Consider the following 13,075-nt stretch of genomic DNA (forward strand, 5'->3'; position numbering starts at 1 on the left):
TAACCAAAATCGTCCGAGGCATTATGCCCCGGACGATTTTTTAATGGCCGATATTGTTGACCGACGGAATCAGCATCCTGAATTCCTCATACGTAATCATTGTTTCCCAATGGCCGGTCAGCTTGGCAATTGCGACAACAATAAAGAAGGTTGCAAAGAAAGCGATAGGAATGGTCCATTTATTAACCTTTTTGTTGGCAACCGTCATGTTCAGCGTATCTTTGACAGGGCAGACTTCCACACACGACATACATGCCGAGCAATCCGGAGTCCTGACTGCCTTTTTCGTCGAAACGGAAATACGCTGAGGACAAACCCTTGTACAAGCATTGCAATCGATACAGGTTTCTTCGTTCCTCTTGATTTTGGTAATCCCCAAAACAGAACCCAGGCCGATCATCGCACCGTACGGGCACAGGACGCGACACCAGAAATTTTTAAAGAAAACCGACAGGACGGCAAGTACAAGCAAGACAGTCAACCCTACACCGCCAATATTTAAAAAGAACATCATCATCTTTACATCGGAAATTTTATTATAATTACCAGCCATGAAGTCAATCGCATAAAAAACCGGCATATCAAAAATGATCGCCTTTATGAAGAAAATCAGTATCAAGTATTTTAATGGCGTAAGAATCCAAATGAGCCATCTTGGCATGTCAAAGTTCCGTTTGAAGAGCTTTCTGCCAAACCTGGCAAGCCATTCACCAAGAGTTCCAATTGGACAAATCCAGCCGCAGAATGCTTTCCGAAAAATAAAACCAGAAGCTACAAAAAATGTGAATAGTACAAGTCCTGCAGGATGGATTGGGTCAAAGATGCCTGTCGTGACCCAAACCTTTAAGCCCACAAGCGCTGAAACCGGCAGGAATCCCTCTACCACGCCTGGTCTTGGCACGAGCGGCTCAATGCCCATCGTATTGAAATGCTGATAAAACTGATAAAAGCGAAACCCGACAAATAGCATGAACAATGCAAATGCAATTTGCACCGCCATCCTAGTATATTGGATAGGGTGCCTCTTGACCCGCTTATAATACTTTGTTAATGCGGACATGTCTTTCTCCCTCCGTTTCATTCCTTATACCGGACACTTAAACTAACCATCAAAAAGGAATTCTGGCAGTTTTGATCTATATCCACTATAAAAAATGTTTCGGAGGGAGTATGTGATATAAATAACAAAGTTGGGAAGTTCGGAAAAATGACACACAAATTGACCGTCTAAATGAACAATGGGTGAACGTCTGGCGCTTATTGGAACCATTTCTTCCTCTGCAGTATGGCAAAATGTGCCATCCTCTGCAACAGAGCAAAATGAATCCAATGAGCTGTATTGGAAACATTTCACCCTCTGCAGGAAGCTAAAATGTGCCCAATGAACAGTTTTTTAATCAATAATGGCCATATTTTCCCTCTTCCATCGGAAGGATGTTATTCTTTTTCCACTTTAAAAATAATCCCGTTCTGTTTCCTTGCTTCACCTATGACTTCGAGCACAATGCGAGATTGCTGCTTCAATTCCTGGTAAGCTTCATTCTGCTTTTGCTCAATGATATCTGCAAAGCGTGCTGCTTCGTACATCATGTCCTCCTCAGCAGGCTGGGAACCGAAGCTAAGCTTCTCGCCGCTTTTCCTGTCCAGAAATTCAATTGACGAAATCGGGGCCACATCTCCAAGGATAAAGGTTCCGCTCTCCCCATGGATTTCACACGGAATAAATGAATCGGATATTTTCGAGCACATGATCGTACAAACAAAGCCTGGATAGGACAATACAAGAGTTCCGGAGCCATCAACCCCTGTCGGCAGCATGACTGGGGAGTACGACACCTTTTGCGGCCTGCCAAACAGCCTGACGGCAAGATGGATTGCATAGACACCGAGGTCCATTAGAGCGCCGCCGGAGAATTTTGCTGAAAAAATATTTGGTTCTTCACCTTTTAAAACGAGGTCATAGCGGGAGGAGTATTTCATATAGGTAAGAAATGCGCTCCTCAAAGTCCCCGCTCGGCCAAGCTCCTCTCTCAGGATGTCAAGATTCGGCGAATGAATATTGCGGATTGCCTCAAATAAATAGACTCCATTTTTCTCCGCTACACGAAATGCCTCTTCCAGCTCTTTTGAGTTTGTAAACATTGGTTTTTCGCAGAACACGTGCTTCTTATTTTTCAAAAAAAGAAGTGCCTGCCTGAAATGCTCGGAGTTTGGAGATGCTATGTAGACTGCGTCGATATCTGGGCTTTGTGCCATTTCTTCAAGGTTTGTGTAAATCCGAGGAGCACCAGTATGATCAGCAAATGTACGAGCCTTATCCGCAGAGCGGGAATAGATTGCTTTAAGCTCAAGTTTTCCGCTAAGACGAGCTGCCGAAATGAACGCCTCTGTAATCCAGCTCGTCCCGATTGTTGCAAGATTAATCATCGAAGATACCGCCTTTATGGTTTTTCTTTCATTTTAGGCTTATTGGGACCGATGTCAAAATTAAGGTCTTAAATGGCGGGTTTTATGGAAAAATAGTAATATATATGATATATATACAAATAACATTTATTGCGCTTTATGAAAGAGGTAGAAAACTGTGGAGCATACTTCATCTAATTTTATCCGCGATATCATCATAAAAGACTTGGAATCAGGAAAGCGTGACAGCGTTGTGACCCGCTTCCCTCCTGAACCGAATGGCTACCTGCATATCGGGCATGCCAAATCAATCATCCTGAACTTCGGCCTGGCTGACGAGTTCAAGGGAACCACCAATCTACGCTTTGATGACACCAATCCTTTGAAGGAAGACATTGAATACGTCAATTCAATCAAGGAAGATGTCCAATGGCTTGGCTTCGAGTGGGACAATCTTTATTTTGCTTCTGATTATTTTGAGGAAATGTACAACCGAGCTGTACTATTAATTAAAAAGGGGCTTGCCTATGTGGACGACCTGTCCGCTGATGAAATTCGCGAGTACCGCGGTACGTTGACAGAGCCAGGCAAGGAAAGCCCGTACCGGAATCGTTCCATTGAGGAAAACCTTGACCTGTTTGAACGGATGAGGGCCGGCGAATTTGGGAATGGCGAGAAAGTGCTCCGCGCAAAAATTGATATGGGCTCACCGAATATCAACCTTCGTGATCCTGTCATTTACCGGATTTCACATACAACTCACCACAACACTGGCGACAAATGGTGCATCTATCCGATGTATGCATTTGCCCACCCGATCGAGGATGCGATTGAAGGTGTGACTCACTCGATTTGTACGATTGAGTTTGAGGACCAGCGCCCATTTTACAATTGGGTTGTCGAGCAATGTGAAATGGAGGCAACTCCGCAGCAAATTGAGTTCGGCCGCCTGAATGTCACCAATACAGTTATGAGCAAACGCAAATTAAAGCAGTTGGTTGACGAAGGCTTCGTTGACGGCTGGGACGATCCACGGATGCCGACAATCTCCGGGATGCGCCGCCGCGGCTATACCCCTGAATCGATTCGTTCGTTCGTCCGCGAAACAGGCGTTTCAAAAGGATCTGGCGCGGTCGACGAGCAAATGCTTGAGCACTTTGTCCGTGAAGATTTAAAGATGAAGGCGCTTCGGACGATGGCGATTCTGAACCCGCTCAAGGTTGTTATCACCAATTATCCTGAAAGTGAAGTAGAATGGCTTGAGGCTGAGAACAATCCGGAAAATGAGGAAATGGGCAAAAGGCAAATTCCGTTCTCCCGCGAAATTTATATTGAGCAGGACGACTTCATGGAGAACCCTCCAGCCAAGTACTTCCGCCTCTTCCCTGGCAACGAAGTTCGCCTGAAGCACGCGTATTTCATTAAATGCGAGGAAGTCGTTAAAGACGAGGATGGCAATGTTGTCGAGCTTCGCTGCACGTACGACCCGGAAACAAAGAGCGGCACTGGTTTTACCGGCCGGAAAGTAAAAGGAACGATTCACTGGGTTGAAGCAAGCCAGGCTGTTCCTGCCGAGTTCCGTTTGTACGAGCCGCTAATCCTTGATGACAACGGCGAAGAAGATGGCGAAGATGATACGAAAACGTTCCTGGACAAGGTGAATCCAAATTCGCTTCAGGTACTGCAAGGCTTTGTCGAGCCAAACATGAAGGGTGTGGCAGCCCAGGAGAAGTTCCAGTTCTTCCGCCACGGCTACTTTAATGTAGACCCGAAATATACAAATGAAGAAAAACCGGTATTCAACCGGATTGTTTCGTTGAAGAGTTCGTTTAAACTATAAAAAGACTATAGCCCCTTCCCATACTGGGAAAGGGCTTGTTTTATATAATTTCACTTTTGATTTCATCAATTTGCGCTGTATGCCTTTTTTCATGAAAGCCGATAAAATCGACGAGATTCTTCAGACTCATCCGCCCAAACGCTTCATCCTCGATTGACTTGTTTATAAAGGCTTCCTCACCCTCCTTTTTTACCAATTGCTCAAGGTTTTCCCTCGACTCAAGGAGAAGCGCACATACGTCCTGCTTTTCAAGAAACTGAGCTGGAGGTTCTGTTTCTGATTTCACCTTCCTGGTTCTGTCCACTATAAAACTGAAATCCCGCTCCTCCGCTTTTTCACTTTCAAGCTCCAAACTTTCACGTAATGAGCCTACAATCTGTTTTTCCGTCGTGTAGAGATGATGGGCAACCTGGGCTGCGCTCCACCTGTCCTCAGCTGGCTTTTGGTTAAATTGTTCTTCGGTGAACTCCATAATGCATCGCATTAAGTCTTCCCGGATTGATTTAAGTTGTGACAGCATTCTACTCACCTCGTTTATTATCTAGTTTCCCTCTGCAACCACTGGTAAAACTAGTTAAATAGAATCCTCTTTACTAGCGCAATATTAATTCAGCGATTTTTTAATTAATTCTAACAGTTTTGAGATTAATTCAGCGGTTTTGAAATTAATTCTTAAAGTGCATAATATTCGGAAAACTAATACCAAAAAAGGCGGGGCTTACTTAACCCCCGCCAATCTTATTCATATCTCAATGATTCTATCGGGTCGAGCTTTGATGCCTTGTTCGCCGGCAGGATTCCGAAAATCACGCCGATGACCATTGAGAACAGGACACCGCCGACAACAACCTGCCAGGAAACGAGTGAAGGCCAGCCTGCGAATATGCTTACCAATGTCGCAACGCCCCAGCCGAGGCCAATTCCCAGAATACCGCCAATCAATGTCAACGTCACAGACTCAATCAGGAACTGTGTGAGTACCTGATTTCGGGTTGCTCCAAGCGCCATCCGAATCCCGATTTCCCGCGTCCGTTCTGTGACAGAGACGAGCATGATATTCATTACACCAATACCGCCGACAAACAGTGATATCCCGGCAATGCTGCCGATGATGAGGGTCATGATATTCGTAATTTGGCCCACTCCTGCCGCTATTTCTTCCATATTGATGACCCGGTACGACTCCTCCGTATTATGAAGATTATTCAGTGTCCTTTCAGCCTTTTTGCCGGCTGTCTGGATATGGTCCGGCTCATCGGCCTGAAGGGTCACTTGCGTGTAATCCGAGCTGCCATACATCATCCGCCACGTCTGGAAGGGCATATACACTTCCATTGAACCAAACGCGAACAATCCTTCGGGCTTTTCGAGTACACCGATAATTTCCACAGGCTGATTAGCAACCAGAATAACCTTTCCTACAGGAGATTTCCCTTCAAAAAGCTCTTCCTGAAGCTTGTTGCTCGCAAGCCCTACCCGCCTGCCACCAAGGAAGTCAGAGGAGGAAAGCTCCCTCCCCTTTTCAATCTTCAATTCATACAGGTCCATATACTCTTTTGTAATTCCAACTGCAGAAACATCTATCGTCTTTTCCTTCAGCCTGGCAGAGGAAAATTGAGTGCTCGAAGCGACAACTCGTTTCACTTCTGGGATTTGTTCAAGAGCACGAATATCTTCCTGGGTGAAGGGGGCTTTAAGCATAATATTTGGATTGGCACGGATTTCTTCGTCAGAAGGCTGATAAAATACTTCAATCGTATTGCCGGGTCCGGTTATCTGCTCCTTCAGCATCGCTTCACCGCCCTGGCCAATCGCCACGACGATGATGACTGCCCCTACCCCGATGATAATGCCCAGCATAGTCAAAATGGATCTCAGCTTATGTGCCTTCAGTGAGCTCAATGCCATCTTGAAATTTTCCATTACACTCATCAGCGCATCCCCCATTCCTCGGAATCGGGCCGGACAATCTCGCCATCCCTGACAAGGATAGTCCGATTCGCGTATTCGGCAATTTCCGGCTCATGGGTGACAACAATGACCGTAACGCCTTCTTCCTGGTTGAGCTTCTGGAATTGCTCCATAATCGTCATGCTCGTTTTAGTATCCAGCGCTCCCGTAGGTTCATCAGCAAGGATAATTGACGGACGATTGACGATGGCGCGGGCAATGGCCACCCGTTGTTTCTGGCCTCCTGAGAGTTCGTTAGGCATATGGTCCATCCTGTCCCAAAGACCCATTTTACCAAGAGCCTCCTCGGCCCGTTCCTCGCGCTCATCCTTACCCAATCCCGCATAAATCATTGGAAGCTCAACATTTTTGCGGGCAGACAATCTTGGCAGCAAGTGAAACTGCTGAAATACGAAACCTATTGACCTGTTTCGCACTCCAGCAAGCTCTGCTTCCTTATAATCCGAGATATTGACTCCCTCAAGGAGGTATGTTCCTTCAGATGCTTTATCAAGGCAGCCAATAATATTCATGAGCGTTGATTTTCCCGATCCGGAAGGGCCCATTATGGCAACAAACTCGCCCTCTTCAATCGTTAAATCAACTTCCTTCAGGACATCGATTTTCTCGGAGCCAATGGTATAGGATTTTGTGACTGACCTTAGCTCAATCATTTAACAGTCACTTCCATCCCGTCCTCAAGATCTTCATTCGGGTCAGTGACTACCTTCTCCTTCAGTTCCAGCCCCTCAGTAATTTCAACCTCGGTGCCGGAAATAATGCCTGTCTTCACCTCTCGCTTGTAGACGATGCCTATTTCTGCGACAAATACATACTGCTTATCACCGTCGTCAATAAGCGCAGAATCTGGGAGGACAATCCCTGTCTTCTTCTCGATTTCAATTTCCATAATGACTTGGAAACCGGGCTTCAGGACGGAGTTTTTCCCGCTAAGCTTAACAAACACTGGATACTGGACTGCCTCCTGAGGGGCACCAGCCAGTTGAGTTTCTGGCAGTTTGCCTACCTTTGTTACTTCCGCAGCCCATTCCTTGTCTTGAATCGCGTCGGAGCGAACATTTACCTTTTGTCCAAGGCTAACTTTCAATGTGTCATATTCGGATAAAAGGCCTTTGGCCACCAGGCCATCCATTTTTCCAACAACAACGGCTGGCTCTGCACCCGCCGCTGTTGCATTTTCGTTCACCAGCAGGACGGTACCGTCTATATTACTCTTGATCTCCAATTCTGCTGTTCTCTTCTCAATGCTTTCTTCTTGCAGGTTGGCCTGCTTAAGCTCAAGCTCGGCAATCTGCAATTCAGCTTCAAGCTGGCTAATCTGCGCAGCTACCTGGGAAAGAGCGGCAGGGTCTGGAAGAAGTGTGTTTGACAAGGCCTCCTCCTGCGCCCTTAGCTCGGTCAGCTGGCTTTCAGTTTGGGAGATTCTAAGATTAGTTGATTCGAGAGAAAGGCTATTCTGCTCTTCCTCAAGCTGAAGCTGGGCATTTTCAAATCTGGCTAAGACAGTGCCTTTTTTAATAGACTGTCCTTCCTCAACAGTAATTTCCTTCAAAGTACCGCGTTCTGGAGAAGGATAGACAATCTGTTCCTGTTCAAGGCTAATTGTTCCCGGCACTAGCAAAAAAGAGGAAATTTCGTCTTCCGCCACTTCGATTACCTTCACTGATGGGCCTTTCGCGTAAACCTCCCGATAGACGCTGACACCAATCATGGCCGAAAGCAGCAATAGGATGAGTGTGCCTATCAATATTTTCTTTTTCATAAGAAGTTAGGCGCCTCCCGGTATCATGGACCCAAGAAGAGCCATCAAAATACCAATCAGGAAGAAAATAATTGCAATCGTCCATGATAGCCACTTCGAAAGTCCCGCCACTTTGTGGAGGCCGATTGCCGTAAGAATCGTTGACCAGATGGTAAAGACCTCGATTGCTCCAAGCACACCAGTGTCCTTGCCAAGCAAGCCTCCTAACGAAGTGACATGAGTCTCATAGCTTGTCCCTATCAAATTACCAATGATCATATTCAGCAGATGGCCAACCGATGTTACAAATACAATGTATGTATTCATTGAAAACAATTGCCTGAACGTAACAGGTGAGCCAGCAATCTTTGTGATGGCAAGGTAAATAGCGCTTGAAATTAGCACTGTTAGGATCGGGATGAGCACTCCTGAACCAATCATCGTATACTTTGTAAAAGCAAGAACCATGTCTAAATCCTGTTCAGAAATTCCCGGGCCGGCCACGTCACTTGGTTTCATCAGCCGGGACATTAGCCACATTGCAACAACCTCAATGATGGTTACAATTAGCAGCGGTACCCAAATTTTCGGTTTTTTCCTGATTCGTTCAAAGGTCTCGATCGGGCTGGTAAAAATCCCAATCAAGGATGGTGCTGGCTGTTTCACGTTTGCCTCTACTTGCGGTTCCATAGCTGTTCCCCCTTAAAGCTTAATAAGAAAACCGTACCATATTTAGGAATTTCTATAAATAGATAAGTCGAATTTTTGCGAATTTTACAGTTAAAGCAAGCAAAGCTAACAAATTTTAATTGCGCTTAATAGAACCCATCCTCCACCGAGAGTTAATTGAATATTATTCAATGAAAAACTAAGGAACAAAAAAACACTTATAACACAATAGGCCTGGCTCAAAAAGCCAGGCCTGTTGCATTTAAGAATTCCTGAAAAACATATATATAGCCGCCATCAGCAAAATGGTGCCGATTGACCGATCAAGCCCAAAAGATACCTGCCGGCTGCCAAACCATCCGAAATGGTCAATAACGGCGCTAAGCAAGATCTGCCCGGCCATGACCGCTACCATCGTAGCCGTTACACCTAGTTGCGGCACAAGCGTCACAAGTATGAAAACATAAAACGCCCCCAATAGGCCTCCTGCAAGCTGCCACTTCGGAACTCCGAAAGTTAAAAGCACATTGCCTTTCCCTAAAATCGGCATCAGTATAGCAAGCGCAATCGTCCCAATAACAAAGGAGACAAACGACGCTTCAATTGTTCCGACTGTTTTTCCAAGTCTGCTATTAACTGCCGACTGTATGCTGACTGCCATCCCGCCAAGTACAGCAAGGAGAGGCAAAAGTATTTTTCCCAAAAAAAGCCCTCCTTCTTAAAACCGTTTACATTATAGCAGTTTACCTTTTCCTATGTATAATGACAAAGACAATTGGCTATATCTGTTAAAAAAGTTCAAATACAGTCAGCATGATTTCAGTTGATTGTTAGTATTGAAATGCAGGTAATCTTGTCTGTCCCTCCTTTTTCTACTGGTACATATACTATACAGGGCAGAAGTGGCTATCTCTTCACGCTGGATGAACCGTTTATATACAGGAAAATTATTATTATTACACCCGGGAGGAACACACAATGAACTTCATTGGAAAAACTCAGCTAGCCGCCATAGGCTTTGCAGTTGGCTGGCTGATTTATTTAAATATACTGGCATTAGCGAATGATTCTAATCAAACCATGCCCTACATTGATTGGTTGGTATATATCCTAGCCTTCTTACTGGGAACAGCCATCTTTTTCTATACAAAACGGTATATAGGCAAGCAATGGCTCGCAGCACCTTTCGTACTTGTCCCTTATATCTTTCTTTATCACCCGCTCCTGCCAATTTTTCAACGGGCAATTAGCAGTGAAGGATATAACCAAAGGCTATTGCTTTTTTTCAAGTCAACGAGCCCCTACATTCTCCTCATAACAGCTTTGGCATTTATGGGCGGCATCCTATTCACGAAAAAAATCTAAGAGTGAAAAATCCTCCCGTCATTTGGCGGAAGGATTTTTTCTCTTACTTCTGTTTCTCACTCATAATCTCATTTAAATGCTGTCATTTCCCTAACAGCTTGGTCTATCTTCGCATTAATTTCATCACTTCTGCCAGCATAAAACATCAGTACATTCCTGGATTTGTAAATCTGATAGCCAATCAGGTTCATTGTGGCGGTGGACTCATTAAATTGATTGGCTGCCGAGTCAACTTCATATTCATTTTGAAACACATACACAGAAATTTGCCCTTCAGAAAGATTATAAATAACGGGTTCGAGCCGATTCAAATCTTGATGGAAGATATTTTCCTCGATGCGCTCGGCATTATTAATCTCAAGGCCCTGCGTCCTCAGAGATTCCTCCACCAATTCGAGCGACAACAGAACCGTGCTCGCATCCTCTTTAGCATCCGAATAAGCTCCATCGCTATCATGTGCAACCTTAGCAGATTCCTGTTGGCTCGTTGAACTCATTGGTAATGAAAGCCCAATAAAAACAAAGAGGAACAAGGCTGCGACCCCCGCAATGCCCCACATGGACTTTTTAAAAATTTTCATCCTTCTATCGTTCCTGCCCAGCCGGTTTGCCTCTTCCAATAAGTTACCGTGGATACTCTTGAATGCTTTCGGGGCTAACTGTTTTTCTGGCATACTCTTCAAGGCAAACTCGAGTTCACGAAATTCTTCCTGACCATTCATTGAGGCTCCCTCCTTTCTGGCTGCGAAGAGCTTTTAAAGCACGGTGATAATTTGTCCTGACCATATCAGGAGTCCAATTTAATACCTCTGCCGTCTCAGCCACACTCAATTCCTTGATGCCCCTTAATATGACAACATCCCGGTAGCTCTGTTTTAGCTTTTGAATTGAAGACAGCAACTCCTGTGCCTGTTCATTTCCTTCAAAAATTGATTCCGGGGTCTCCCCAGACATGCCCTCATGTCTCTTATCCAGTTTGGCTATTGTTTCCCATATCCTGTTTTTCTTCTTTCTTGCTTCATCAATAGCCACATTGCGGGCAATCGTAAATAGCCACGTCTTGGGGCTTGAGTTGTAATTAAAGCTATCTAGCCCTTTCAGTGCCTTTATGAATGTTTCCTGCACCAAGTCCTCCACATCGCGCTTGCCTGTGTAGTAAATCAAAAAATTATAGACATCGTGGCTATAAGCATGGAACCACTCTGAGATGATTTCTTGTCTCGACATTAGTTTTTCCCCCGTTTTCCCTCTCGTATATTAGACGGAAGTTCTGTCATTCTATAACACTCCATGCAAGAAAAAGATTAAAAAAACCACAGCTCTGCCTCGATTCCTCTAAAAAGTTGGCGCTATGGGAGGAACTCGCGGAATAGACCCGAATGAAAAGCTGAATAAAGGCAGCAATTCATTGCCCAGCTCCGCCCCTTCACAAAAAACAGCCTGGCAGAAAATCCACCAGACTTCTTACTTTCTATAGTACATTTTTAAAATTGAAATACCACCCTTAATTTACCAATATTTCTTTTCCAGGTAATGCAAGAAAGAAGAGCTTTTGCAGCAACCCTTTGATAAAACCTGTGTTCCTTAACAAATCTATAATTCTATGTATAGTTTTTATCATCTGCAAGACATATTGCAGATGGCACTTGTAGTATTAGAACTCCCAATAGTCTTTAAAGCTATAAATAAATATAATACGTTTCGGTGTTCCGTTTCACCGTACAGCCATTTTTTAAAAAAACCTTTTGCATTTTTCTATTTGCCTGATGGGTGCTGCCAACATAATAGCTTGCGCCAAGGCCCATAAGCATATGAAGGGACTGTGCATGCAACACTGGACCCAGGCCCCGTCCCCTTGCTTCAGGAAGAATGCCGAAGTAAAACAACCTTCCCTCCTCATATGTACCAGGCTCAATATGCGGGATCGTAACTCCAATTGGTACATCTTTTTCAAAAAAGACTCGGCAGGCACTGCGCCAGCTCTCGCCGAGTTCAGCCCTTACCGACTGGAGATGCTCGTCCAGAGAGAGAGTGGACTGCTGATTGGCGGAAAAACTCATCGACTGGCCCCAGTATTTTTTGAATTCCTCGTCAGCCAGGCCGGAACTATCGAGCGAAAGCCAATCCAACGAAACCTCTGGCATTGGCAAGTCATGTAAATCCCTATACACTTCCACGCTTGAGGAGAAATGTTTAAAACCGCTTTCTAGTAAAGCCTCAACAATTGAAGCTTCATCAACTGTTTCTTTTTCAAATATAAAACCTGCCCGTTTTGCCCCAAACCTTGAAGCCATTTGGACGAACATTCTTACTTTATCTCCCCAGTTCAGAACCAAGCCTGGATGGGCCTGCTGTTCAATAACCAATGACTCCGGCAATCCATACAACAGCTTAAATCCTTCCCCAAATAGCTGATTAACCAACTTTATTGATTCCTGTTTCTTTTCCACAAATCTCTCCCCTAGCTCTTACCTTATTTTTATAAAGTTCAGCCATATACTCTTTTTATTTGCGCATTGTCTTCAGTTAAGCTTAGCTCAAACACATCCGGATTGGATAGGGACCTCCATTGTTCAAATCCAAAGTTTCTATCATAGTGATTCAAAATTAGGGCAAGCAGGTTCCCATGCGTTACGAATGCAGCGTTGCCTATGGAATGTGCCAGAACGTTGTTAAGGGCGGCAAGACCTCTTTCCATTGCCTTTCTGCCTGATTCCCCTCCTTCAAACTCCAAATCTGGATTTGCAAATGACTGTTCAAGCATAGACAGCCAATTCTTTGTTGGAGTTGAAGTCAATACCCGTTCTGCTAATCTTGGATCTGTTTTTATAGGTAATCTAGTCTTTTCCGCAAACGGTCTTATTGACGAAACCGCCCTCTCATAGGGACTGGAAACAATATAGCTGATCTTCCTGCCTATTAATAACCCAGCCAGCTCACGGGCCTGTGCTTTTCCCAACGGGGTAAGGGCAGCATCCGGCTCCTGTCCATCTGCTTGGCAATGGCGAATGATATAAACCTTTTTTCATTTTTTCTCCTCCAGTATTAGTTCAATTACACTGACGTTTTATTTCTCCAGGTGT

The 13,075-nt window shown here is 44.7% G+C and carries 14 protein-coding genes; 2 read left to right on the forward strand and 12 right to left on the reverse strand.

Annotation, left to right across the window (positions count from 1 at the left end; all coding sequences use genetic code 11):
* Positions 1-40: 40 nt before the first annotated feature.
* Entirely contained in the window at positions 41-1,060 is a 1,020-nt protein-coding gene (locus AM500_RS23575; RefSeq protein ID WP_053601400.1) for a 4Fe-4S binding protein, read from the reverse strand.
* Positions 1,061-1,437: 377 nt separating this feature from the next.
* Positions 1,438-2,427: a Gfo/Idh/MocA family protein gene (locus AM500_RS23580; RefSeq protein WP_053601401.1), complete on the reverse strand. Its 990-nt coding sequence runs from the start codon at positions 2,425-2,427 to the stop codon at positions 1,438-1,440.
* 157 nt (positions 2,428-2,584) lie between these two features.
* On the opposite strand from AM500_RS23580, the gene AM500_RS23585 reads away from it, so the two are divergent.
* Positions 2,585-4,246: a glutamine--tRNA ligase/YqeY domain fusion protein gene (locus AM500_RS23585; protein ID WP_053601402.1), complete on the forward strand. Its 1,662-nt coding sequence runs from the start codon at positions 2,585-2,587 to the stop codon at positions 4,244-4,246.
* Between the two features lie 40 nt (positions 4,247-4,286).
* Here AM500_RS23585 and AM500_RS23590 read toward each other — a convergent pair whose 3' ends face one another.
* The 6 genes from AM500_RS23590 to AM500_RS23615 form a co-directional block, all read right to left on the reverse strand.
* Positions 4,287-4,766, reverse strand: coding sequence for a DinB family protein (locus AM500_RS23590; protein WP_053601403.1), 480 nt, complete (start codon positions 4,764-4,766; stop codon positions 4,287-4,289).
* Positions 4,767-4,984: 218 nt separating this feature from the next.
* The gene (locus tag AM500_RS23595; RefSeq protein WP_053601404.1) at positions 4,985-6,178 is read right to left on the reverse strand and encodes an ABC transporter permease; all 1,194 of its coding nucleotides are present in this window, start codon (positions 6,176-6,178) and stop codon (positions 4,985-4,987) included.
* The gene (locus tag AM500_RS23600) at positions 6,178-6,870 is read right to left on the reverse strand and encodes an ABC transporter ATP-binding protein (RefSeq protein WP_053601405.1); all 693 of its coding nucleotides are present in this window, start codon (positions 6,868-6,870) and stop codon (positions 6,178-6,180) included. The genes AM500_RS23595 and AM500_RS23600 overlap by 1 nt, the downstream gene beginning before the upstream one ends.
* The gene (locus tag AM500_RS23605) at positions 6,867-7,979 is read right to left on the reverse strand and encodes an efflux RND transporter periplasmic adaptor subunit (RefSeq protein WP_053601406.1); all 1,113 of its coding nucleotides are present in this window, start codon (positions 7,977-7,979) and stop codon (positions 6,867-6,869) included. The genes AM500_RS23600 and AM500_RS23605 overlap by 4 nt, the downstream gene beginning before the upstream one ends.
* 6 nt (positions 7,980-7,985) lie before the next feature.
* Positions 7,986-8,648, reverse strand: a complete 663-nt coding sequence (locus tag AM500_RS23610; RefSeq protein ID WP_053601407.1) for a YknW family membrane protein — start codon at positions 8,646-8,648, stop codon at positions 7,986-7,988.
* A gap of 241 nt (positions 8,649-8,889) precedes the next feature.
* Positions 8,890-9,330 (reverse strand): DMT family transporter, encoded by a 441-nt coding sequence (locus AM500_RS23615; RefSeq protein WP_269432538.1) that lies wholly within the window; start codon positions 9,328-9,330, stop codon positions 8,890-8,892.
* Between the two features lie 275 nt (positions 9,331-9,605).
* On the opposite strand from AM500_RS23615, the gene AM500_RS23620 reads away from it, so the two are divergent.
* Positions 9,606-9,992, forward strand: coding sequence for a hypothetical protein (locus tag AM500_RS23620; RefSeq protein WP_053601408.1), 387 nt, complete (start codon positions 9,606-9,608; stop codon positions 9,990-9,992).
* A gap of 68 nt (positions 9,993-10,060) precedes the next feature.
* Here the strand turns inward: AM500_RS23620 and AM500_RS23625 are convergent, their stop codons facing one another.
* The 4 genes from AM500_RS23625 to AM500_RS23640 all read right to left on the reverse strand — a co-directional run bounded on the left by AM500_RS23625 (position 10,061) and on the right by AM500_RS23640 (position 13,005).
* Positions 10,061-10,714, reverse strand: a complete 654-nt coding sequence (locus AM500_RS23625; RefSeq protein ID WP_053601409.1) for a hypothetical protein — start codon at positions 10,712-10,714, stop codon at positions 10,061-10,063.
* Positions 10,689-11,219: an RNA polymerase sigma factor gene (locus tag AM500_RS23630; RefSeq protein WP_053601410.1), complete on the reverse strand. Its 531-nt coding sequence runs from the start codon at positions 11,217-11,219 to the stop codon at positions 10,689-10,691. Before AM500_RS23630 ends, AM500_RS23625 begins: the two co-directional genes overlap by 26 nt.
* A 452-nt stretch (positions 11,220-11,671) precedes the next feature.
* Positions 11,672-12,442, reverse strand: a complete 771-nt coding sequence (locus AM500_RS23635; protein ID WP_053601411.1) for a GNAT family N-acetyltransferase — start codon at positions 12,440-12,442, stop codon at positions 11,672-11,674.
* 38 nt (positions 12,443-12,480) lie between these two features.
* The gene (locus AM500_RS23640; protein ID WP_053601412.1) at positions 12,481-13,005 is read right to left on the reverse strand and encodes a histidine phosphatase family protein; all 525 of its coding nucleotides are present in this window, start codon (positions 13,003-13,005) and stop codon (positions 12,481-12,483) included.
* Positions 13,006-13,075: the final 70 nt, after the last annotated feature.

It is taken from the genome of Bacillus sp. FJAT-18017 (assembly GCF_001278805.1).
Classification (GTDB): Bacteria; Bacillota; Bacilli; order Bacillales; family Cytobacillaceae; genus Bacillus_D.